23 protein-coding genes and 1 tRNA gene are annotated in these 21,436 nt (G+C 33.9%); 14 read left to right on the plus strand and 10 right to left on the minus strand.

The genetic code is table 11. The features are described from left to right. Positions 1 to 39 precede the first annotated feature (39 nt). From SLW70_RS05845 to SLW70_RS05860, 4 genes are all read left to right on the plus strand, one after another. Entirely contained in the window at positions 40 to 1,107 is a 1,068-nt protein-coding gene (locus SLW70_RS05845) for a glycoside hydrolase family 16 protein (RefSeq protein WP_320891116.1), read from the plus strand. Positions 1,108 to 1,230: 123 nt separating this feature from the next. Beyond that, positions 1,231 to 3,456, plus strand: a complete 2,226-nt coding sequence (locus SLW70_RS05850; protein WP_320891117.1) for a glycoside hydrolase family 3 N-terminal domain-containing protein — start codon at positions 1,231 to 1,233, stop codon at positions 3,454 to 3,456. A gap of 123 nt (positions 3,457 to 3,579) precedes the next feature. Next, the gene (locus tag SLW70_RS05855) at positions 3,580 to 3,942 is read left to right on the plus strand and encodes a transposase (protein WP_320888229.1); all 363 of its coding nucleotides are present in this window, start codon (positions 3,580 to 3,582) and stop codon (positions 3,940 to 3,942) included. A 13-nt stretch (positions 3,943 to 3,955) separates the two neighbouring features. Further along, positions 3,956 to 4,909 carry a transposase gene (locus SLW70_RS05860; RefSeq protein WP_320891742.1) on the plus strand — a complete coding sequence of 318 codons (954 nt, stop codon included), beginning with the start codon at positions 3,956 to 3,958 and terminating at the stop codon, positions 4,907 to 4,909. 166 nt (positions 4,910 to 5,075) lie between these two features. Here SLW70_RS05860 and SLW70_RS05865 read toward each other — a convergent pair. The 6 genes from SLW70_RS05865 to SLW70_RS05890 form a co-directional block, all read right to left on the minus strand. Then, positions 5,076 to 5,150 (minus strand) — tRNA-Val (locus SLW70_RS05865). Between the two features lie 86 nt (positions 5,151 to 5,236). Continuing rightward, the gene (locus SLW70_RS05870) at positions 5,237 to 6,457 is read right to left on the minus strand and encodes a folylpolyglutamate synthase/dihydrofolate synthase family protein (RefSeq protein WP_320891118.1); all 1,221 of its coding nucleotides are present in this window, start codon (positions 6,455 to 6,457) and stop codon (positions 5,237 to 5,239) included. A 43-nt stretch (positions 6,458 to 6,500) separates the two neighbouring features. After that, the gene (locus SLW70_RS05875) at positions 6,501 to 7,298 is read right to left on the minus strand and encodes an energy transducer TonB (RefSeq protein ID WP_320891120.1); all 798 of its coding nucleotides are present in this window, start codon (positions 7,296 to 7,298) and stop codon (positions 6,501 to 6,503) included. Between the two features lie 35 nt (positions 7,299 to 7,333). Further along, positions 7,334 to 7,726 carry a biopolymer transporter ExbD gene (locus tag SLW70_RS05880; RefSeq protein ID WP_320891121.1) on the minus strand — a complete coding sequence of 131 codons (393 nt, stop codon included), beginning with the start codon at positions 7,724 to 7,726 and terminating at the stop codon, positions 7,334 to 7,336. A gap of 2 nt (positions 7,727 to 7,728) precedes the next feature. After that, a complete protein-coding gene (locus tag SLW70_RS05885) occupies positions 7,729 to 8,433 on the minus strand; it encodes a MotA/TolQ/ExbB proton channel family protein (protein WP_320891122.1) in 705 nt (234 codons plus the stop codon). Positions 8,434 to 8,501: 68 nt separating this feature from the next. Next, positions 8,502 to 9,569 carry an anhydro-N-acetylmuramic acid kinase gene (locus SLW70_RS05890; protein ID WP_320891124.1) on the minus strand — a complete coding sequence of 356 codons (1,068 nt, stop codon included), beginning with the start codon at positions 9,567 to 9,569 and terminating at the stop codon, positions 8,502 to 8,504. A gap of 160 nt (positions 9,570 to 9,729) precedes the next feature. Here SLW70_RS05890 and SLW70_RS05895 point away from each other — a divergent pair, with 160 nt between their 5' ends. From SLW70_RS05895 to SLW70_RS05935, 9 genes are all read left to right on the plus strand, one after another. Next, positions 9,730 to 10,866, plus strand: a complete 1,137-nt coding sequence (locus SLW70_RS05895; protein WP_320891125.1) for an acyl-CoA dehydrogenase — start codon at positions 9,730 to 9,732, stop codon at positions 10,864 to 10,866. 231 nt (positions 10,867 to 11,097) lie between these two features. Further along, positions 11,098 to 11,559, plus strand: coding sequence for a YHS domain-containing (seleno)protein (locus tag SLW70_RS05900; protein WP_320891127.1), 462 nt, complete (start codon positions 11,098 to 11,100; stop codon positions 11,557 to 11,559). Between the two features lie 23 nt (positions 11,560 to 11,582). Continuing rightward, positions 11,583 to 12,071 (plus strand): DinB family protein, encoded by a 489-nt coding sequence (locus SLW70_RS05905; protein ID WP_320891128.1) that lies wholly within the window; start codon positions 11,583 to 11,585, stop codon positions 12,069 to 12,071. Then, positions 12,059 to 12,769 (plus strand): NRDE family protein, encoded by a 711-nt coding sequence (locus tag SLW70_RS05910; RefSeq protein WP_320891130.1) that lies wholly within the window; start codon positions 12,059 to 12,061, stop codon positions 12,767 to 12,769. Before SLW70_RS05905 ends, SLW70_RS05910 begins: the two co-directional genes overlap by 13 nt. Before the next feature lie 52 nt (positions 12,770 to 12,821). Beyond that, the gene (locus SLW70_RS05915) at positions 12,822 to 13,832 is read left to right on the plus strand and encodes a D-alanine--D-alanine ligase (RefSeq protein WP_320891131.1); all 1,011 of its coding nucleotides are present in this window, start codon (positions 12,822 to 12,824) and stop codon (positions 13,830 to 13,832) included. A 3-nt stretch (positions 13,833 to 13,835) separates the two neighbouring features. Further along, positions 13,836 to 14,495, plus strand: coding sequence for a hypothetical protein (locus SLW70_RS05920; protein ID WP_320891132.1), 660 nt, complete (start codon positions 13,836 to 13,838; stop codon positions 14,493 to 14,495). A gap of 177 nt (positions 14,496 to 14,672) precedes the next feature. Next, complete coding sequence (locus SLW70_RS05925; protein ID WP_320891133.1) at positions 14,673 to 15,869, plus strand: T9SS type A sorting domain-containing protein; 1,197 nt, start codon at positions 14,673 to 14,675, stop codon at positions 15,867 to 15,869. Positions 15,870 to 16,012: 143 nt separating this feature from the next. Further along, positions 16,013 to 16,690 carry an SDR family oxidoreductase gene (locus SLW70_RS05930; protein WP_320891134.1) on the plus strand — a complete coding sequence of 226 codons (678 nt, stop codon included), beginning with the start codon at positions 16,013 to 16,015 and terminating at the stop codon, positions 16,688 to 16,690. Positions 16,691 to 16,803: 113 nt separating this feature from the next. Next, positions 16,804 to 17,403, plus strand: a complete 600-nt coding sequence (locus tag SLW70_RS05935) for a SprT-like domain-containing protein (RefSeq protein WP_320891135.1) — start codon at positions 16,804 to 16,806, stop codon at positions 17,401 to 17,403. Between the two features lie 64 nt (positions 17,404 to 17,467). Here SLW70_RS05935 and SLW70_RS05940 read toward each other — a convergent pair whose 3' ends face one another. From SLW70_RS05940 to SLW70_RS05950, 3 genes are all read right to left on the minus strand, one after another. Continuing rightward, positions 17,468 to 18,229, minus strand: a complete 762-nt coding sequence (locus SLW70_RS05940) for an ABC transporter ATP-binding protein (RefSeq protein ID WP_320891136.1) — start codon at positions 18,227 to 18,229, stop codon at positions 17,468 to 17,470. Continuing rightward, a complete protein-coding gene (locus tag SLW70_RS05945) occupies positions 18,226 to 18,975 on the minus strand; it encodes an ABC transporter permease (RefSeq protein ID WP_320891138.1) in 750 nt (249 codons plus the stop codon). The genes SLW70_RS05940 and SLW70_RS05945 overlap by 4 nt, the downstream gene beginning before the upstream one ends. 67 nt (positions 18,976 to 19,042) lie before the next feature. After that, positions 19,043 to 19,900 (minus strand): glycosyltransferase family A protein, encoded by an 858-nt coding sequence (locus SLW70_RS05950; RefSeq protein WP_320891139.1) that lies wholly within the window; start codon positions 19,898 to 19,900, stop codon positions 19,043 to 19,045. 105 nt (positions 19,901 to 20,005) lie between these two features. Between SLW70_RS05950 and SLW70_RS05955 the strand changes: the two genes are divergently transcribed. Continuing rightward, positions 20,006 to 20,824: a polysaccharide deacetylase family protein gene (locus tag SLW70_RS05955; protein ID WP_320891141.1), complete on the plus strand. Its 819-nt coding sequence runs from the start codon at positions 20,006 to 20,008 to the stop codon at positions 20,822 to 20,824. Here the strand turns inward: SLW70_RS05955 and SLW70_RS05960 are convergent, their stop codons facing one another. Beyond that, entirely contained in the window at positions 20,825 to 21,349 is a 525-nt protein-coding gene (locus SLW70_RS05960) for a methyltransferase (protein WP_320891142.1), read from the minus strand. Positions 21,350 to 21,436 lie beyond the last annotated feature (87 nt).

Consider the following 21,436-nt stretch of genomic DNA (forward strand, 5'->3'; position numbering starts at 1 on the left):
CTCAACAAATAAGAATAACAACAAAATAAAAACATTTAAATGAAAAATTTTGCCAAAAGAATTATATCGTTAACCCTAGTGTTACTTTATACACTACAGTCTTGTAGTAGTAGCGGAGACTCTACTGATGATGCTGCTTTGCTAACACCATCAAATTTGTCCATTAGTGCTACTGTTGTTGGGGCAACTACAGCTAATCCAAATGGGGATGGTAGTGGAATAGTGAATTTTAAAATCTCGGCTAACAATGCTACTTCATATAAAATTTTGGTAGATGGAAAAACCGTAGAACAAACAACAACTGATTATTCACATACTTTCACAACTTCTGGAACCAATACGTATGTCATTTATGTTTCAGCCTATAATGGAACGAATTTCATTAGTAGCAGTACTACGGTTGCCGTTACAGTTGCATCAAAATTAGTTTGGTCAGAGGAATTCAACGTTGATGGCGCGCCTAACAGTGCTATTTGGGGATATGATTTAGGTGACGGAAATGGTTGGGGTAATAACGAATCTCAATATTATACTTCTAGACCTGAAAATATCATTGTTCAAAATGGTGTTTTAAAAATTAAAACCATTAAAGAAAGCTATATGGGAAGTAGTTATACTTCTGCCCGATTAAAATCACAAGGGAAATTTTCTTTTAAATATGGTAAGATAGAATTTAGAGCTAAACTACCTGAAGGTAAAGGAACATGGCCTGCACTATGGATGTTAGGTGATAATATTGGAACTGTTGGTTGGCCGGCTTGTGGTGAAATCGATGTGATGGAGCATGTAGGGAATAGTTTGAATAAGATTCATGGTTCTTTGCACTCACCAGGACGTTTTGGAAATACTCCGGATACGGCTACAACATTAATTGAAAATGCGACCACTGAGTTTCATATTTACAGCGCTGATTGGACTGCGAATTATATTAAATTTTATGTTGACAACAAGCTGTTCTATACTTTCACAAATTCAAGTAGTTTTCCTTTCAATCAGAATTTCTTCTTGATTCTTAACACGGCCATCGGTGGAAATTTTGGTGGAGCAATTGATCCTAATTTCACTTCATCAACTTTTGAAATTGATTATATCCGAATTTTTAATTAAAGTTTTTTTGCCAGTTTTAGCACAGCTTAATCTGCAAAAACAACAAATGCTATTCAACTACTTCAGAAAAATGGTTGTACAGAAAGCTACATTTTAAAAACAGAAAGAATAAATTTCACTACTATGAAAAGAAAAATAACGGTTGGTTTTTTAATGCTCTCTTTTTTTGCTTTTTCGCAACAAAATACGATTGATCAAAAGGTAAATGCCTTATTGAAAAAAATGACCATTGAGGAAAAAATAGGACAACTGAATCAATACACAGGTGACAACCAAGCCACTGGACCCATCACCATAAACCCGAATAAGGAAGCCGAAATTAAACAAGGCTTAATAGGTTCTATGTTGAATGTTTTGGGAACAAAATACACCCGACAGTATCAGGAACTGGCTATGCAATCCAGACTTAAAATTCCTTTGCTTTTTGCTCAGGATGTTATACATGGGTACAAAACATCCTTCCCTATTCCACTGGCAGAGGCAGCGAGCTGGGATTTAGCAGCTATGGAACTGTCTGCAAGAGTGGCTGCAACTCAGGCAGCCGCTTCAGGAATTCATTGGACATTTGCTCCTATGGTTGATATTGGCAGAGATCCTCGTTGGGGACGCGTGATGGAAGGTGCTGGAGAAGATACCTATTTAGGTTCAAGAATTGCTGCGGCACGAGTAAAAGGAATTCAAGGAAAATTAGGCGATGTCAATTCGGTACTGGCCTGTGTGAAACATTTTGCGGCTTATGGAGCTGCTATTGGCGGTAGAGATTACAACTCGGTTGATATGAGTGAGCGAATGTTATGGGAAACTTATTTACCTCCTTTCAAATCGGCTTTGGATGCTGGGGCAGCTACCTTTATGAATTCGTTTAATGATCTCAACGGAATTCCTGCTACTGGAAATAAATACTTGCAGAGAGACATCCTGAAAGGAAAATGGAACTTTCAAGGATTTGTGGTTTCAGACTGGGGTTCTATTGGCGAAATGGTAGCTCATGGATATGTGAAAGACAATAAGGAAGCGGCTTTGTCAGCCATTACAGCCGGAAGCGACATGGATATGGAAAGTAACGCTTACCGATATAATTTGGCACAATTGGTTAAAGAAAACAAAGTTTCAATTACTCTTATTGATGATGCTGTAAGAAGAATTCTGCGCAAAAAATTTGAGTTGGGTTTATTTGAAGACCCCTATAAATATTGTAATACCGAAAGAGAGCAACGCGAATTGAACAATCCTGAGCACAGAAAAATTGCCAGAGAAGTTGCTGCCAAAAGTATTGTTCTTTTGAAAAATGAAAACGACTTATTGCCTATTGCCAAAAGCACAAAAAAAATTGCTTTTATAGGTCCAATGGTCAAAGAGCACAAAGCCAATATGGGGTTTTGGGCGGTAGATTTACCCGAAGTTGATTATAATAAAGAGATTGTTTCACAGTGGGAAGGACTAAAAAACAAAGTAGGTAAAAACGCGGAACTTTTGTATGCCAAAGGTTGTGAAATCGATGATAATAACAAAGAAGGCTTTGCCGAAGCTGTGGCGACTGCCATGAAAGCAGACGTTGTGATTTTAAGTATTGGTGAACGATGGGATATGAGTGGCGAAGCCAAAAGCCGTTCCAATATTCATTTGCCTGGAGTTCAAGAAGAATTAGTCAAAGCAATTCAGGCAACAGGAAAGCCAGTGGTGGTTTTGATAAACGCTGGAAGACCGTTGGTGTTCAATTGGACTGCTGATAGTGTTCCAGCCATTCTTTATACTTGGTGGTTGGGTAGCGAAGCTGGAAATGCAATTGCCGATGTTTTATTTGGTGATTACAATCCTTCGGCTAAGTTACCGATGACTTTCCCAAGAGATGAAGGTCAAATTCCTATTTATTACAATCATTTTAATACAGGAAGACCCGCACCAAACGACACTGCAACGCATTATGTTTCTGCTTATATCGATTTGAAAAATAGTCCTAAATTTCCTTTTGGTTTTGGATTGAGCTATACGCAATTTGAGTATTCTAATTTGAAGTTGTCTCAAACAAAGATGAAAAAGAATGAAACAATCGAACTAGCATTCCAATTAAAAAATACAGGAAAAGTTGCTGGAGAAGAAGTTGTTCAACTCTATTTGAGAGATAAAGTAGGATCGGTAGTAAGACCCGTTATCGAACTCAAAGATTTCCAAAAAATTAAATTAAATCCAGGAGAAACAAAAACAATCCGTTTTAGTATCAACAAAGAAAAATTATCCTTCTACGGTAAAGATTTGAATTGGATAGCTGAACCTGGCGATTTTGATTTAATGATTGGTTCGTCGTCAACAGATATTAGATTAAAAACTATTTTTGAGCTAATTGAATAAAATAAATATTGATTATTCTCTTTTGTTTCTACTCCATTATTCGTAATGGAGTTTTTCTGGATCAAGTCAAAAAGTTGTGGGGAAATATTAAATTTCGATATTTGTGTTTTAAATTAAATGCAAATGAAAGATTCCTTAGTTGAACTTCTCAAGTTATTGTTGCCAGAAATTATCGTTGATTATTTTGAACTTACTTCTTATGAAAAAGGTGAAGAAATTCTTCATTTATACTTAAAAGAGATTAATTCGATTCCAAAAGAATACCGTCAAAACAAATTAAGTTCAAAAGGTTTTTTTGATGAGATAACTGTTCAAGATTTTCCAATACGTGGACATCAAGTGTACCTACACATTACTCGTAGAAGATGGCTTAACGAAGATACTGGACAAGTTGTATTTAGAGATTGGAATTTAGTAGCAGACGGAACTCGGGTAACACAGGAGTTTGCGTCTTTTTTAAAAGAAATCAATAGATTCAAAGCCTAATGATTGTAATGCTATCGCCTCTTTCTATGGTGTCAAAGGCAAAAACCTACTATATCAATACAAGGATTTCTTAAGTGATTTTAAAATCTGGAATCAAAAAGCACATGCGAAACAATGGCTTATTTTTCCTGAAAACATTGGAAAACGGTTATCTATTGATGAAACCTCTCTTTCTAATGGCGAGCTTTACACCGTTTTAACAAACAAAGCTGCTAACGGTAGAAAAGGCACTATAGTAGCGATGGTTGCTGGAACAAAAGCAGAAACAGTAATTGCAATTATTGAAAAAATCCCTCTTAAACAACGAAACCTAGTTAATGAAATAACATTGGACATGGCTGGTAATATGGGATTAATTGCTAAAAAATGTTTTCCTAAAGCAATACAAGTGACCGACCGCTTTCATGTTCAAAAACTTGCCACTGAAGCTTTGCAAGAGATCAGAATTAAACACCGATGGAAAGCTATAGACCAAGAAAACGAAGCAATGGAACAAGCTAAAAGCAGCAAAACGAAGTATGAACCAAAAATATTAACCAACGGCGATACCCTCAAACAACTACTAGCTAGGAGTCGTTATTTTTTATACAAAAACAAATCAAAATGGTCTCAGAACCAAAAAGAACGTGCGGACTTATTATTCAATTTATATCCCGATATTCATAAAGCATACAATCTAACACAAGACTTACGCAATATCTTTGAAAACACAACTGATAAAATAATTGCTTTTACTAGACTGGCCAAATGGCATGAAAAAGTAAATCAATCAGGATTTAAGTCTTTCAACACAATATCTCGAACCATAACCAATCATTATCAAAACATATTAAACTATTTTGACAACAGAAGTACTAATGCTTCGGCAGAATCCTTCAATGCCAAAATAAAAGCTTTTAGGTCGCAGTTTAGAGGAGTTAGAAACATTGAGTTTTTCCTTTTTAGGCTAACTAATATTTATGCTTAATTTTTGTCGCTCCACAGGTTTTAGGATTGATCCGTTTTTCTTTTGGTCTTATTTATATTCCCTAATCCCCAACTTTTGTTCCTGATCCGGATTGATCCCTGATTGATCCTTTTTTATTAATAAAAAGTGAGCAAAAAAAAACTTCTCAATTTCTTGAGAAGTTTTGTGGGCGATGAGGGGTTCGAACCCCCGACCCCCTCGGTGTAAACGAGGTGCTCTGAACCAGCTGAGCTAATCGCCCTATTTTATTAGGTTGCTATCATTTTGTGATTGCGAGTGCAAATATAAGACTCTTTTTTGTATTTGCAACTATAAAACTCAAAAAAATTAAAGTATTTCTGCAACTACAAAGGTACTACCACCTACATAAATAAAGTCATCACTCTCTGCTTGTTTTATAGCGTTTTCGTAAGCTTCTGGTATTGAGTTGAATGTTTTTCCTTTAAGTCCGTTTTCTGTTGCTTTTTCGAATAGAATTTTAACATCTAAACCTCTTGGATTATTTGGTTTTGAAAAGTAATAAATAGCATTTTTTGGCAATAAAGGTAAAATAGCCTCTAGGTTTTTGTCGTTTACAACTCCAAAAACAATATGTAACCTATTAAAATTCTCTTTTTGAATTTGATTGAATACAATGTTAAGTCCTTCTTTGTTATGAGCAGTGTCGCAAACTATTTTGGGCGAACTTCCTAATTGCTGCCATCTACCTTGAAGGTTGGTGTTATTAGTCACATTTAGTAGACCTTTTTTGATTTGTTCTTCTGAAACCGCTATTCCGTTATTAGATTTCAAAACGGCAATAGCCTGTAAAACGGTTTTTTTATTAAAAACTTGATAGTCTCCAAGTAAATCAGATGGGAAAGTCTCTGAAATTAATTCAGAAGCAAAATAAATGGCAGCATTTTTTTCTTTGGCTTTTTCAATAAAAACAGCTTTGGTTTCTGGAGTGTATTCCCCAATTACTACCGGTGTTTTTTCTTTTATAATTCCTGCTTTTTCACCAGCAACAAGTTCGAGTGTATTTCCTAAAAACTGTACGTGGTCTAATCCAATGTTTGTTATTACCGAAAGGAGAGGGGAGATGATATTAGTAGCGTCAAGTCTTCCGCCCATACCAACTTCAATGATGGCTAAATCAATCTTTTCTTTTTCGAAATAATCAAAGGCAAGTCCAACACTCATTTCGAAAAAACTGATGTCATTTGTTTCAAAGTAAGATTTGTTTTTGGCAATGAATTCGCAAACAAATGCTTCACTAATTTCTTGACCGTTAATTTTTATACGTTCTCTGTAATCCTTTAAATGAGGTGAAGTGTATAGGCCAACTTTGTATCCAGCTTCTTGTAATATGGAAGCTAGCATGTGTGAGGTGGAGCCTTTGCCATTTGTTCCAGCAATATGAATGCACTTTAGGTTTTCTTGTGGATTGTTAAGGTGGTTGGCAAGTGCTTTTATGTTGGTTAAATCTTCCTTATAAGCAGTGGCTCCTTGTGTTTGATACATAGGGAGCTGATTAAACATCCATTGGGTTGTTTCTTGATAATTCATTTTGTTGTTGATTGTACTGAAATCAATATTTTTTTTAAAGGATTTATTCCCCTAATTTGAAGTTTACCGTAATGAACCCAATTTGTGTTTCAGGTGCATTACTGTCTGGTTGCCATTTGTATTTCCTAGCTGTTGCTAGAGCAGGTTCTATCAGGCAAGGATTCGTATTTGTGGTTCCTTTAGTGTATTTAGCTGCAATTACATTTCCATTTCGATTCACTGTAATTTGTACCACTACAGTCCCTGATTCGTTACATTTTTGAACTTCTTTACCTCTTGAACTTATGGTGCGCCCATTAAGTCCCCAGCCACTGTTTCCTCCAGCTCCAGTTCCAGAACCATAGTAAGTATTCGCGTATGGATCACCGTTTAAGCTTCCTTTATCTCCTGCTTTATCATCATTCCCCTCGCCACCTTTTGCTTTTCCGTCTGATTTTGGTCCGTTGATTAAGCTGGATAATGCATCAGTGGTACTTTTTGAAGGTTTTGGACTTTCAACTGGTTTTTGTTTTACTTCTTCTTTGGCAACTTCTTTGGTAGGTTCCACTTTTTTTGCCTTTTTCATAACAACTGCTTCCTCCATGTCTTGCGAAATAACATCATCGTCACTTGACCTTGATGGTTTTGCAGCCGTAGGAGTGGGAGCAGATTGGATAGCTTCTTTGGGTTGAATTTCGCCTGCACCAAATTCAGTTGTGCCAAAATTGATGGCAATTCCGTTTTCAGGTGGTGGATCAAGAGAAGTTAAGCCTAGATAAAAAAACAAGATCAATAGTATCACAAAAATGGTTGATGTGATAACAAATGATTTTTTTTCTTCTTCTGTTTCTAAATATTTCATGTAGAATTAATCTGTTTTTTGAAGGTCAAATAGGTTTATTTTGGGCGTACCGCTAAAACAACTTTAATTTGATTTCTGTTAGCAATATCTAAAACATTAACTGCTTTTTCAATTGGAACACCTTCTTCGGCTCTCAATATAATTGCTTTTGAATTGTCACTTGAGAATATCCCCAGTAGTTTAGATTCCAAATCAGATTCTAAAACAGGCTCTTTGTCAATAAAAAACTCTAATTTTTTATTAATACTTACTGCTATGTTTTTGTTGCTATCTGTTTTTCCTTTTGCTTTAGGTAATACTAAGTCTAATGCGTTGGTAGTTACCATGGTTGATGTTAGCATGAAAAATATCAATAGTAAGAATACAATATCAGTCATGGAAGACATATTGAATTCGGCACTTACTTTATTTCGTCCTCTAATATTCATAATTAAGCTGGGTCATTTAATAAGTCCAAGAAATCAACGGCATTAGCTTCCATTTGGTGAACTAGTTTGTCTGTTTTTACTACCAAATGATTATAACCTATATAAGCAATTAGACCTACGACTAATCCTGCAACAGTAGTTGTCATTGCGGTGTATATTCCTTCTGATAAAGCACCCACTTCAATTTGGCCACCAGAAGTTGCCATTTTATGAAAAGCTTGAATCATACCTACCACCGTTCCTAGGAAACCAGTCATTGGTCCAGCTCCAGAGATTGTGGCTAGAATACTAATATTTTTTTCTAGTTTATATATTTCCAGTTTTCCAGCATTTTCAATAGCGGTGTTAATGTCATCAAGAGGCTTCCCAATTCTAGAAATTCCTTTTTCAATTAATCGTGCTACAGGGGATTTGGTGTGAGCACAAGAAATTTTGGCACTATCAATTCGGCCATTTCGAATGTTGTCTCGTATTTGTGCCATAAACCCACCGTCGATTTTTGAGGCTTCGTTGATGGCCATCAAGCGTTCAAAATAAATATATAAAGCTACGAAAAGCATTATAGATAAAGCAATCATAATGATTTGCCCCGCTAGTCCGCCACTAGACATTAATTCGATGATTGATAAGGTTTTTTCAACTGGAACCGCTTCGGCTAAATTTTCATTTGCAACAGATAAAGTGTCTGCTTGTAACAATAAACTCATAGTAGATTTTCTTTTTTATTGAAACGCTAAGATATTATAAAAATTATAAGTATGACTGAATTAAATGTTTATTTCGAGTAAACAAAACCAGAGCTATGATTTTTTTTGGCACCTGTAACTGAGCCTAAAACATTCACTTCCTCTCTTAGTTTTAATACTCCTAAAAGTCCAAAAATTAAAGCTTCTTTGTATTCTAAAATAGTTGGTTCTGGAATGATTATTTTCATTTCAGGCAAATGGTTTTTAATGCGTTCTATCAAATAATCATTGTAAGCTCCTCCTCCTGTGATAAATAGAGTGCTGTTTTTATTTGGCAAAGCCAAAGCAGTTTGCAAAGCAATATGTTCGGTGAAAGTGGCCAATTTATCTTTGATTTCGATTTCGTACTCTTCCATTAATGGCAAAACGATTTCTTTAACAAATTCAAAACCAAGTGACTTAGGGTGTTTTAGTTGGTAAAATTCTAAACTATTCAATTCGTTTAGTAATTCAATATTTACTGTTCCATTTCGTGAATTTTCACCTTTATTGTCATAGTCCATTCCTAATTGATTAGCATAGTAATTTAAAATGGTGTTTACTGGACAAATATCAAAGGCAATTCTATTTCCATTCTCTTCAAATGATACATTCGAAAACCCACCTAGATTCATACAATAATGGTAATTTGAAAATAGGATTTGGTCACCTATAGGTACGAGTGGCGCTCCTTGTCCACCTAATTGCACATCTTGAACTCTAAAGTTACAAACTACTGTTTGCTGAGTAAGTTTAGCAATTTCGGGTAAATTTCCAATTTGCAGTGTATAGTTTATTTGAGGTTGATGCAGTATAGTATGACCATGAGAACAAACAGCATCGAGCTCTTTTATTTGGTGCTTGTTTACAAACTCATTTATTATTGAAGATAAAAGCAGTGTGTAATCATGATTTAATTCTTCAAGCGCTTCTTTTGAAAAAGTAACGGCATTTTTTAAAATAGAAATCCAAGCGTAATTGTATGGTACAGTTTCGCTATGGATAATTTCAAAATCCCAATGGTTGTTTTTGATTGTAAATTGAATTTGTGCTAAATCTACTCCGTCCAATGAAGTCCCAGACATTACACCAATAATATTATAAGATTCTTTTTTCATGCAGGAATATTTTTTATTTAGGCCTAAATATCTTCCTCTATAATTAGATAAAATCAAATAAATAGGCTAATTTTCTATCAGGTAAAATTAATAATTGTAATTCAGTTAATTTAATTTTATTTTGAAAGTAGCGTATTATGAATAATAATCAAAAATAAATATGGATTTTAATTTATCAGAAGAGCATTTGATGATTCAACAAGCAGCTAGAGATTTTGCTCAAACCGAATTATTGCCTGGTGTGATTGAAAGAGATGAGCATTCTAAATTTCCAACAGAACAAGTAAAGAAGTTAGCTGAACTTGGTTTTTTAGGAATGGTAGTGGATCCTAAATATGGTGGAGCAGGTTTAGATAATTTGGCCTATGTTTTGGCATTGGTTGAATTAGCCAAAGTGGATGCTTCGGCTGCGGTTATTATGTCTGTCAATAATTCGTTGGTTTGTGCCGGAATGGAAAAATATTGCAACGAAGAGCAAAAACAGAAATACCTAGTTCCCTTAGCAAAAGGCGAAGTTTTAGGAGCTTTTTGTTTGTCTGAGCCTGAAGCAGGTTCCGATGCTACCTCCCAAAAAACGACTGCTATTGATAAAGGGGATTATTATTTGTTGAATGGAACCAAAAATTGGATTACAAATGGTTCATCAGCTTCGACTTATTTAGTTATGGCTCAGACGGATGTTGAAAAAGGGCATAAAGGAATCAATGCCTTTATTGTCGAAAAAGGATGGAAGGGCTTTGATATTGGGCCAAAAGAAAAGAAAATGGGAATTCGAGGTTCTGATACACATTCGTTATTGTTTAATGATGTAAAAGTGCCAAAAGAAAATAGAATAGGGGAAGATGGTTTTGGTTTTCATTTTGCTATGGAAATTCTTAATGGGGGGCGAATAGGAATTGCAGCCCAAGCTTTAGGAATTGCTACAGGAGCTTATGAATTGGCATTAAAATATTCGCAAGAGCGAAAAGCTTTTGGGAAAGAAATTTTTAAACATCAGGCGATTGCTTTTAAATTGGCTGATATGGCAACGCAGATTATGGCTGCTAAAATGCTATGTTATAAAGCGGCATTGGAGAAAGATGCAGGGCAGGATATCACGCAATCTGGTGCGATGGCTAAATTATTTGCTTCGCAAACCGCAATGGATACAACGATTGAAGCGGTTCAAATTCATGGTGGAAATGGATATGTATCCGAATATCATGTAGAGCGAATGATGCGAGATGCTAAAATTACTCAGATTTACGAAGGAACTTCCGAAATCCAGAAAATTGTAATATCCAGAAGTTTGCTTTAATAGAATAATGAAATGGTGTATCAATTACTTTTTTTGAAACCAAATGACAATTTGGGACGTATATATATATAATAGCTTTTGGTAGTGAATTTGCCGTTTCATAAGTAGATGGATTTTTTAAAAGAAATTTGAAATAGTTTCCTTTTTTAATAAGTAGTGTAAGGAATCCCGATTTGTACCGTCTTTATTTAAGTGAGCTATTAGATATATTTTATTTTAAAGAAGAAGCGTATGAAAAAAATCATTCCAATTTTAGTTTTAGTATTGGTTTCAGTATTGGTCTTTGGACAAAATGAAATCAAAAGAGCTTCTCAATTTAATTTAGAGAATGGCATAGCGATTCAAGGTTATGATCCAATTTCTTATTTTGTGGAATCGAAAGCGATTAAAGGGAACAAAGAAATTGCGGTGACTTACAAAGGTGTTGTTTATTATTTTTCATCAAAAAAAAATAAAGAGACGTTTTTAAAGAATCCATCTTCTTATGAGCCCCAATACGGGGGGTGGTGTGCATACGCCATTGGTAAATCTGGAGAAAAAGTGTCAGTAAATCCCAAGACATTTAAAATTGTTGATGGAAAACTCTATTTATTTTACAACGCTTTTTTGAATAACACTCTCAAAGATTGGAATAAAGATGAGGCTAATTTGAAATCAAAAGCCAATGAAAATTGGGATAGAATTAATAAGTAGAACACCAAATTCACTATAAAAATATGTTGCTACATTCTATAAATAATAGTTTAAATGAATTAAAGGATTTGTTAGTCCAATTATCAAATGTTGAGTATTCAAAACCTTGTATTTCATTAAGTAATTCGACCATTGGGGAACACACCAGGCATATTATTGAAATGTTTCAATGTTTGGTGCTTAATTACGATTCGGGAATTGTGAATTATGATAATAGGGAAAGAAACCATCAAATACAAACTGATACATCATTTGCGATTAGTCAAATTGAGTTTATTCAAAACGTTCTAGAAAAAGAAAATAAAAAATTGCAATTGCAGCAAATTGTAGATGCTGAGGAGTTGCGAATCGAAACAAATTATTTTAGAGAATTACTATATAATTTAGAACATTGCATACATCATCAGGCGCTTATAAAAGTTGGAGTTATCCAAAATTGTTCCATTACGCTAAATGAAAATTTTGGAGTAGCTCGTTCAACAATCGAATATAGAAACCAATGTGTACAGTAAGTTTTGTAAAAACAAATGATAAGGTAATTATCACTTCTAATAGAGATGAAAGTGTGATTCGATTAAATGCAATACATCCTATGGAATATATTGTAAATAATAAAAAAGTAATTTACCCAAAAGACCCAAAAGCTGGAGGAACTTGGTATGCAATAGATGAAAACGGAACCGTCTTAGTTTTATTGAATGGTGCTGAAGAGAAACATGAATATAAACCTCCGTATAGAAAAAGTAGAGGATTAATTGTTTTGGATGTCATAGGCAATCTTTCGCCAAAGCAATATTGGGACACTATTGAATTAGATAACATTGAGCCTTTTACGATAGTACTATATCAAGAGGGACAATTGTATCAGCTTCGCTGGGATGGGACTTTCAAGTATACTAATTTATTAGACGTGAATAAAAAACATATTTGGGCTTCGTCGACTTTATATCCAAAAGAAATTCGAGATAAAAGAGCGAAATTATTTCATGCTTTTTTAGATAATAAGGAAGATGTTTCAGAAATTGAAATGTATCATTTTCATCGGTATACTGAAGCCGATAATCCAGAAAACGGATTGGTTATTAATAGGAATGATTTTTTAAAAACCTTGAGTATCACCCAGTCTGTATTGCAACAAAATGAAGTCAAAGTCAAACATTATGATTTGATTAATGAGACAGAGTTTAAGATGTCATTTCAAATAAATTAAATAAATTCAGGTGGTTTTAAAAAAGAATAAAAATTTACTATTTCATAAAATAATGAATTGGGAATATTGGCCTTATCAATTGGTGTATGTCCCTATTTATTTTTTATGGTTTTTTTATGCCATTAAGTCCAAATCTATCTTTTTTTTCAGTGCCTCAAACCCATCAATTAAAAATGGTGGCTTTGTAATGGAATCCAAAAAAGCTATTTATGATTTGATACCTCAAAAATTCTACCCCAAAACCGAATTAATAAAAGAAGGTTCTTCGATTGACGAAATCAAAAAAAGAGTAGATGAAGCTCAAATTCAATTTCCATTTATCGCTAAACCAGATATCGGATTAAGAGGTTCAGCGGTTAAGAAAATAAACACGATTGCTGATTTAAATCAATATGCCCAAAAAGCAAATTTTGATTTTATAGTTCAAGATTTGATCCCATATGAAAATGAAATAGGTGTTTTTTATGTGCGTTATCCAAATCAAAAAAAAGGGAAAATTACCGGTATTGTTTCTAAAGAATTTTTAGTGGTTACTGGCAATGGAGCCGCTACGATTGAAGAATTAATTCTTGAAAACCCTAGATATGCGTTGCAATTTACCGTTTTAAAAAAAGAATATGGGCTAGGCTTAAATAAAGTCTTGCCTGAGGGTGAGAAAATGAATTTAGTCCCTTATGGAAATCATGCACGCGGTGCAAAGTTCATAGATGGGAGTCATTGGGTAACTCCCGCTTTAGAAAAAATGATTGATGAAATGTGTCAACAAATTCCAGAGTTTTATTTTGGGAGACTTGATATCATGTATCAATCTTTGGAGGAATTAGAATTAGGGAATAATTTTTTAATTGTTGAACTTAATGGTGCAGCGAGTGAGCCCACACATATTTATGACCCTAGACATTCATTGTTTTTTGCCTGGAAAGAATTAGCAAGACATATTACCTATATGTATGAAATAAGTGTAGAGAATAATAAAAGAGGAGCCACTTTTTTGCCGCATAAATTAGGTGTTCAAGAATTGAAATCGCATTGGGAGCAAAGTGCTAAAATCGTGAATTTTTAGGATATGAAACTATTGCAAAACATCCTTGTAGGCTTTGTTGTGAGTTTCTTAGGTTCGCTGCCTTTAGGCTATTTGAATTTTGTAGGACTCGAAATTTATTCAAAATTAGGAATGGAGTTTCTTGTCTTATTTCTTTTAGGTATCATTTTAGTTGAGGCTTTTGTGATTTACTTTACGTTGATTTTTGCTAATCAATTGGTAAACAATAAAAAGTTAATGAAATGGATTGATGTTTTTGGAATCTTTTTTTTGTTGATTATTGGATATTCCTTCTACGACCACGCATCTGAATCGATGGAGCAAGAGTCAGTCTTAAATCAATATATTCAGTATTCAGCCTTTTTAATGGGAGTGGTTTTAAATTGTTTTAATTTTTTACAATTGCCTTTTTGGACTGCTTGGAATTTATATCTCGTTAACGAAAGGTATATTGTGACTCGTGGCAAATTAAAGTTCTATTATCTCTTTGGGACTTTATTGGGTATCTTTTTTGGGATGTTGACAATAATTTATGTTTTGAATACTTTGACAGCCAAAATTAGTTTTTTGACTAATTATCTTATGCCAGTAATTATTCCAGGGTTCTTTTTTGTTTTAGCTTTGATTCAAACGAGGAAAGTGTATAGGAAGCATTTTTTGAGCGGTGAGAAGGAATTATTGTGAATATAGCCAGAAATCAAAGGACTTCACTTTTTACCTTCTATATGTCTAGTTTTTAGTAGTTTAAAAATACCTCTTTTGGGGTATTTCTTTTAAGTTGTAGTTAGTTTAATTTTAGTACAAATGCAAATTCCTACAATATCGTAGAAATTTAATGAGTACTAATTTAAAAGATTTACTATGAAAAAACTTTACACTATTATTTTTTTAATTGTATTTACAATTTTAGGAAGAGCACAAAACAAATTATTGTCAAGTATTAATGAATATTATACGGGTAGTAGTTGGGAAAAAAGTTGGGGTTATAATTATGAGTATGATAGCAACAACAATTTAATTTCCGAAACAAATCTAAATTGGGTGTTCGACCATTGGGAAATACATGACAAAACAACTTACACTTATGATGTAAATAACAAAGTTATTTTAGAGTTGGGACAGGATTGGAATTCCACTACTGGTATGCTTGAGAATTCCTACAGAGATACTTATACCTATGTAAATGGGAAGTTTTCAGGTCAAGTATCGGAATATTGGGAAAGTTCAAATTGGGTTAATGAGTGGAAGGTTGAAGTAAGTTATGGCGGTAATAATTTGCCGTCGGGTTATTTGTCTTATGAATGGGATGGTTCACAATGGGTGGTAGAGTCTCAAGGAACATTTTCTTACGATGGTAACAATAGAGTTAGTACAGAAACCTCTCAAGATTGGGTAAACTCCACTTGGATTAACTCCTATAAAACTTTGTATACCTATAATGCAAATAACAAAATTTTAAACAATAGAGGAGCAGAATGGGATGACTTCAATAATCTTTGGAGTGAAAATGAGAGGACAGATTATGAATTAGATCTTGCGGGTAATAGAATCGTTGAAGTAAATGTTTCCGAGTACAATAACATTACCTATAAAAATAAAGTTGAGTATGCTTATGATGAGTCAAGTCTTATGAATAATTTTGCCCATCCTTATAAAGATAAAAACGGGGTTGATTATTTGACAGAGGATTTCCCATATGTAAATAAGCTTCTTACTGCAACAAATTACTCTTTTAATAGTTTTAGCAATACTTATAGTATTAACAATCGAACCACGTATAATTACAACAATTCAATTGTTTTGTCAACCGAAAATCCAGAGCTTTTGGATTTGGATTTAAAAGTTTTTCCTAACCCTGCTAGTTCCGTACTAAATCTTGATTTTCCAGCTTTGGAAACGATTGATAAAGTCATAATTACGGATGTTATGGGCAGAGTAGTTTTACAACAACAAACTAATCTGAACCAAATAAAAGTAGATGAATTGGCAGCAGGACTTTATATCTTAGAAGTGTATTCGGGCAATAAAAAAAATCAAACAAAGTTCATTAAAGACTAGCTGTGTTGGTTAGTGTTTTATGTCTTGTAAGAGGTTATTGGTTTTAGTTTTAAGTAAGAATATTAACTAAGTAAATTCAGTTTAAAAAAATCCATTAAATCATAGATTTGATGGATTTTTTTTAATTTAGCAAAAATATCAGAATGAAAAATATAATAGTTACTGGAAGCAGTAGAGGAATTGGATATGAATTGGCTTTGCAATTCGCAAATGCGGGACATCAAGTTTTGGCACTTTCAAGAAAAACGCCACGTATCTTAATCGAGCATAAAAATATTACTTGTTTATCTGTCGATTTATCAACTGAAGATGATTTGGTTAAGATAACCAATTTTGTTGGCAACAGTTGGAAAAAAGTTGATGCCATAGTACATAATGCTGGTGGTTTAATCTTGAAGCCATTTGCAGAAACGACTCAAAAGGATTTTGAAAAAATCTATAAAATCAATGTTTTTGCTGTTGCTAATCTAACACGTGTATGTTTGCCTTATTTTAAAAAAGGAACTCATGTTGTAACTATTAGTTCGATAGGAGGAATTCAAGGAAGTCTAAAATTTGCTGGACTAGCAGCTTATAGCTCAAGTAAAGGGGCAGTGATAACTTTATCGGAGTTATTGGCTGAAGAATACAAAGAACAAGGTTATTCATTTAATGTATTAGCGCTTGGAGCTGTTCAAACTGAAATGTTACAAGAAGCTTTTCCGGGCTATCAAGCTCCAATATCGGCCGAAGAAATGGCCAATTATATTTATGATTTTACGCTTACAGGAAATAAATATTTTAATGGAAAAGTAATTCAAGTATCGTCGTCAAATCCATAAAAAAATGTATAGGTTGTTAATGTTGGCATATAGTTTAATGAAATGATTAAATTCCAAAACCCAACAAATGAACAATACCTTTAGACTTAATAACATATAAATCATAGCTCTCTTTGAACGAAACTTTATCTAAATATATTCCTGAATATGCAGTCAAACCAATTTTTGATTTGATTGTAACTCATGGGGTGCATTTAAAAATTGTTAACGAACGTGCCACACGTCACGGTGATTATCGCAAAGGAATGAGTGGAAAACATGAAATCACCGTTAATGGTAGTTTAAATAAATACCGATTTTTGATTACCCTTATTCATGAAATTGCCCATTTAGTAGCTTTTGAAAAATATGGACGAAAAATTAAGCCACATGGTAACGAGTGGAAGTATACTTTTCAGCAATTAATGGTGCCTTACATTCGGCCAGAAATTTTTCCCACTCAATTATTGCCTTTGTTGGCAAGACATTTTAGGAATCCTAGCGCTAGCAGTGATACGGACACTACTTTGTCATTGGCACTAAAACAATTCGATGCACCAACCGATAAGAACTATATTTTTGAAATCCCATACGGTAGTGTTTTTAGAATCAAAAACGGAAAAATATTTAAGAAAATAGCCGTAAGAACCAAACGTTTTGAGTGTATCGAAATGGATTCAGGTAAAACCTATCTCTTCAATCCAAATGCTGAGGTAGAAATGATACAAAATTAAAATCCAAAATTCCCTTTGTTTTATAAGTGGAATTTGGGATTTCGATTTTTTGGAATGTAAATGATTATCCTTTCAAATGTGCTTCTCTTACTTTTTTGAATAAATTGGATGAATATACAAAAGCAGTTACGGCTTCATTTTCGGTGTAGAAAATTTCATCTTTATTGCCTTGCCATTCTTTCAGTCCGTTTTTAAGAAAAAGAATATTATCTCCTATTTCCATTACAGAGTTCATATCATGCGTATTAACTACAGTGGTAATATTGTATTCTTCTGTAATTTCTTTGATGAGGTTGTCAATTAAAATGGAGGTGTTTGGGTCTAAACCAGAGTTGGGCTCATCACAAAAAAGATATTTTGGATTATTAACAATGGCTCTAGCAATAGCTACCCTTTTTTGCATTCCCCCTGAAATTTCCGAGGGTAGTTTTTTATGAGCATCTGTTAAGTTTACCCTTTCCAATACAAAATCAACGCGCTCTTTTATTTGAGCTCTGTTATTTCGGGTAAACATCTTTAACGGGAAGCCTACATTTTCGGCAACGGTCATGGAATCAAATAAAGCACTTCCTTGAAAAACCATTCCGATTTCAGTACGTAGGTCCCTTTTTTCGTCTGGTTCTAGTTCAGAATAGATTCTTCCATCAAAAATAATTTGTCCTGATTCTGGGGTGTGAATACCTAAAAGACTTTTAAGTAAAACTGTTTTTCCAGAGCCACTTTGTCCTATGATAAGATTCGTCTTTCCAGTTTCGAAAACAGTCGAAATCCCCTTTAGGATTTTATTTTCGCCAAATGACTTTTCTATGTTTTTTATTTCTATCATGAACCAAGTAATAATTGGGTTAGAATATAATTGAATAAGATAATACAAACCGAAGTCCATACAAAGGAAACGGTACTGGCTTTACCTACTTCGAGTGCACCACCTTTCATGTAGTAACCATGAAAAGAAGGAATAGTAGCAAGTAAAATAGCAAAAATAAAGGTTTTTATAAAGGCATAAGTCACATGAAATGGGATGAATTCCATTTGTGCTCCCGTTATAAAATCTGCCGCAGTAGTAAATCCGCCATAAACACCAGCAGTCCATCCTCCAAGAATTCCTAAAAACATACTAATCCCAATTACAAAAGGGTATAAAAGCAAAGCAATAATTTTAGGAAATACTAAATAGTTTAGGGAATTAACTCCCATTACTTCAAGTGCGTCTATTTGTTCCGTAACGCGCATAGTTCCTATACTCGATGTGATAAAAGAACCCATTTTTCCAGCCATAATCACGGAAATAAAAGTGGGTGCAAATTCCAGAATTATCGATTGTCTAGTAGCAAAACCAATAAGGTGTTTTGGGATTAAAGGATTGGTTAAGTTTAATGCTGTCTGAATTGCAACAACACCTCCAACGAAGAAAGAAATAAACGCAACGATACCGAGAGAATTAATAATTAAGTCGTCAATTTCTTTGAAAATGAGGTTTCGCATCACAGACCATTTGGTTTGTTTGTGAAAGATCTCCTTTATCATCAAGAAGTAGCGTCCTATTTGGGATATATATCGAATGAGCATCATTTTATTAGGATTCAGTGTTCAGTTTATAGTATTCAGTAAAAATACTATAATTTTATTTGAAAGATGTCTAAAAAAGGTCAAACAGTTTTTCTTTCATTTTTTTTAATCGATAATTGCGAATGAATTGGGCTTGTTCTTTAGTGACCAATAAAGGTGTTTTGGCTGATTTGGCTTTTAGAAAACCTTTGATGTAGTCGATAAAGAGCAATGGCTTTCCTTTACGCATGGCCAATTTAAGAGAGGCAATAGATGTGATTAATAATCCGTAACCTAGAGTGTAAAAAGCTTCGCCTTGTTTGTAACGTGCTGTTTTGTTGTAGTTGGCTCCTGTGGGTTTTAAGTGTTTTACATGTAATGATTGGTCAGTAACTATTTTCCAGTTGTAAAATTTGCATAATAGTTCATCTACAGTGTCCCAGCCCATAGCTGGTTTTAACCCCCCAATTTGTTTAAAAGTCTCTTTTCTATAGGCTTTCAAAGCGCCACGAATATGGTCTTTGTCGGTTAAGTTTTCTAGAACCCATTCGCCATTTTTTTCGATATAGCAAAATCCGCCGACCATTCCGATGCGGTCGTCTGATTTGAAATGGGTAATAATAGTTTCAAAATAATTGGATGGAAAAATCAAGTCGGCATCAATTTTTACCAATATATCGTATTGTTCATCAAGCTGTTTTTGACCTTCGTGAAATGCCTGAATGACTTTACTTCCTGGTAAATGTATAGCAGATGAGGATTTGTTTACCAAGCTAATAAACGGATGCTCTTTGGCGTAGGCCAAAACAATTTCTTCGGTTTTGTCTGTGGAGTTGTCATTGACAATCACTACTTTTTTAGGTAAGACCGTTTGCGATAGTAATGAGTCCAAGGTCAATGAAATAAGCGCTTCTTCGTTATGAGCAGGGATAACAATGTAGTAATTCATTTGTCTTTTTTTACGATAGGCAAATTTATATTATTGTGGGGATATAGGGCGTGAATTTATTCAAAAATAATTGCCATATTTGTGTGCTATCTTAATCCTATTACAATGAAACTTTTAAAATGCTGTAGCCTTGTTTTTTTGGTAGTTTTGTTTTCCTGTAGTAAGGATGATACTACAGAGGAGATGGTTGATCAAGAAAAGGTTGTTGTAGACGGAACTAAGATAGATGAGGCTAAGTTTGGAGATTCAGGTGTGGTTTTGACCTTTGATGATGATTATGTCGAAAATTGGAAAATGGCAGATACGATACTCAAGGAATTTCATTGGAAGGCTACTTTTTGTGTTTGTAAAATTAGTCAGATGAATCCAGAAAATGTAAAAACGCTTCAATGGTTTCAAAAATGTGGTCACGAAATTGCAGGACACGGTGCTAATCATGTGAATACCTTGGATTATATAGCCGCTAATGGTTTTGAAAAATTTTATGAAGATGAGATAGTTTCAATGATGGATAAGATGAAAGAAAACGGTTTGAATGTTAGTTCTTTTGCTTATCCTTATGGAGCGAGGAATCCTCTTGTGGATCAGAAGTTGTTCAATACATTCAAAGTGTTACGTGGTACAACCTATGGTGCTTTGAATCCAGTGAATCAAGCTTGTTATTTCGAAAATTCAAAAAAAGTAGTTTTCGGTTTAGGAATTGACAGCCATTATCCTCATTTTAGTTTACCTTACATCATTAATCTTATAGATTATGCTGAAAAGAATCATAAAATATTAATACTCTATTCTCATAGAACTGTTGATGTGGTAACGGATAATTATCAAACAAAAATGGAGGACCTAGTATCCATTTGTAAATATGTGCAAAAAAAGCACATGAAATTTTATACGTTGTCTGATTTGTCTAAAATCAAAGCTTAATTATTTTATTTTTTCGGCATAAACCAAATAATAACGGTTAGTGAAAAATCGCAATAAAGGTCTTAAGCCAATTTTTTTCACGGGATGAGTGAATTGAATACTATCTATAATTTTGAATCCTGTTTTTTCTAATAACCAGTCGAGTTGCCAGTCTTCAAATTCGTGGTAATGCCTGTCCCATTTGTCGGTTTTACTTCTATAAGCTGACGAAAACCACAGTCTCATAGGTATCGAGATTAACAACTTATCGGCTTTTACACTTTGTAAAACAGTATAAGGGTTTAGTAGGTGTTCGAAAATTTCGAAGGCAGTAAATACGGAATAGTTTTCAGTTTGCAATGCGGTTTGATCATTGTCAAGGTCTTCTCCTTTCGTATTGAGGACTGTATAGCCGTTTTCAATCATTATTTTGGAAAAAGGATTGGGAACGCCTAAATCAAATATAGTTTCAGAGGTTGGAATGTGTTTTTGTAAAAATTCAAGTGTGAGTTTGAATCGTTTATTCGGAAACGTTTTTTCGTACATGATTTAATTTGTTTTATCCAAGGCGCAAATGTACAAAGATATCTGTAATGCTAAGCAAGTTTATGGTGAATAGAAAGGAATAGATGG

The organism is Flavobacterium sp. NG2 (assembly GCF_034119845.1).
Lineage (GTDB): Bacteria > Bacteroidota > Bacteroidia > Flavobacteriales > Flavobacteriaceae > Flavobacterium.

What these genes read in the sequence shown, in the direction of transcription:
- SLW70_RS05895 (WP_320891125.1), top strand. Translation starts at nt 9,730, where the DNA reads ATGGATTTTAATTTATCAGAAGAGCATTTGATGATTCAACAAGCAGCT.
- SLW70_RS05890 (WP_320891124.1), bottom strand. Translation starts at nt 9,569, where the DNA reads ATGAAAAAAGAATCTTATAATATTATTGGTGTAATGTCTGGGACTTCA.
- SLW70_RS05845 (WP_320891116.1), top strand. Translation starts at nt 40, where the DNA reads ATGAAAAATTTTGCCAAAAGAATTATATCGTTAACCCTAGTGTTACTT.
- SLW70_RS05855 (WP_320888229.1), top strand. Translation starts at nt 3,580, where the DNA reads ATGAAAGATTCCTTAGTTGAACTTCTCAAGTTATTGTTGCCAGAAATT.
- SLW70_RS05885 (WP_320891122.1), bottom strand. Translation starts at nt 8,433, where the DNA reads ATGAGTTTATTGTTACAAGCAGACACTTTATCTGTTGCAAATGAAAAT.
- SLW70_RS05955 (WP_320891141.1), top strand. Translation starts at nt 20,006, where the DNA reads ATGAAACTTTTAAAATGCTGTAGCCTTGTTTTTTTGGTAGTTTTGTTT.
- SLW70_RS05960 (WP_320891142.1), bottom strand. Translation starts at nt 21,349, where the DNA reads ATGTACGAAAAAACGTTTCCGAATAAACGATTCAAACTCACACTTGAA.
- SLW70_RS05880 (WP_320891121.1), bottom strand. Translation starts at nt 7,726, where the DNA reads ATGAATATTAGAGGACGAAATAAAGTAAGTGCCGAATTCAATATGTCT.
- SLW70_RS05920 (WP_320891132.1), top strand. Translation starts at nt 13,836, where the DNA reads ATGAAACTATTGCAAAACATCCTTGTAGGCTTTGTTGTGAGTTTCTTA.
- SLW70_RS05910 (WP_320891130.1), top strand. Translation starts at nt 12,059, where the DNA reads ATGTGTACAGTAAGTTTTGTAAAAACAAATGATAAGGTAATTATCACT.
- SLW70_RS05870 (WP_320891118.1), bottom strand. Translation starts at nt 6,457, where the DNA reads ATGAATTATCAAGAAACAACCCAATGGATGTTTAATCAGCTCCCTATG.
- SLW70_RS05900 (WP_320891127.1), top strand. Translation starts at nt 11,098, where the DNA reads ATGAAAAAAATCATTCCAATTTTAGTTTTAGTATTGGTTTCAGTATTG.
- SLW70_RS05930 (WP_320891134.1), top strand. Translation starts at nt 16,013, where the DNA reads ATGAAAAATATAATAGTTACTGGAAGCAGTAGAGGAATTGGATATGAA.
- SLW70_RS05875 (WP_320891120.1), bottom strand. Translation starts at nt 7,298, where the DNA reads ATGAAATATTTAGAAACAGAAGAAGAAAAAAAATCATTTGTTATCACA.
- SLW70_RS05850 (WP_320891117.1), top strand. Translation starts at nt 1,231, where the DNA reads ATGAAAAGAAAAATAACGGTTGGTTTTTTAATGCTCTCTTTTTTTGCT.
- SLW70_RS05905 (WP_320891128.1), top strand. Translation starts at nt 11,583, where the DNA reads ATGTTGCTACATTCTATAAATAATAGTTTAAATGAATTAAAGGATTTG.
- SLW70_RS05915 (WP_320891131.1), top strand. Translation starts at nt 12,822, where the DNA reads ATGAATTGGGAATATTGGCCTTATCAATTGGTGTATGTCCCTATTTAT.
- SLW70_RS05945 (WP_320891138.1), bottom strand. Translation starts at nt 18,975, where the DNA reads ATGATGCTCATTCGATATATATCCCAAATAGGACGCTACTTCTTGATG.
- SLW70_RS05950 (WP_320891139.1), bottom strand. Translation starts at nt 19,900, where the DNA reads ATGAATTACTACATTGTTATCCCTGCTCATAACGAAGAAGCGCTTATT.
- SLW70_RS05925 (WP_320891133.1), top strand. Translation starts at nt 14,673, where the DNA reads ATGAAAAAACTTTACACTATTATTTTTTTAATTGTATTTACAATTTTA.
- SLW70_RS05940 (WP_320891136.1), bottom strand. Translation starts at nt 18,229, where the DNA reads ATGATAGAAATAAAAAACATAGAAAAGTCATTTGGCGAAAATAAAATC.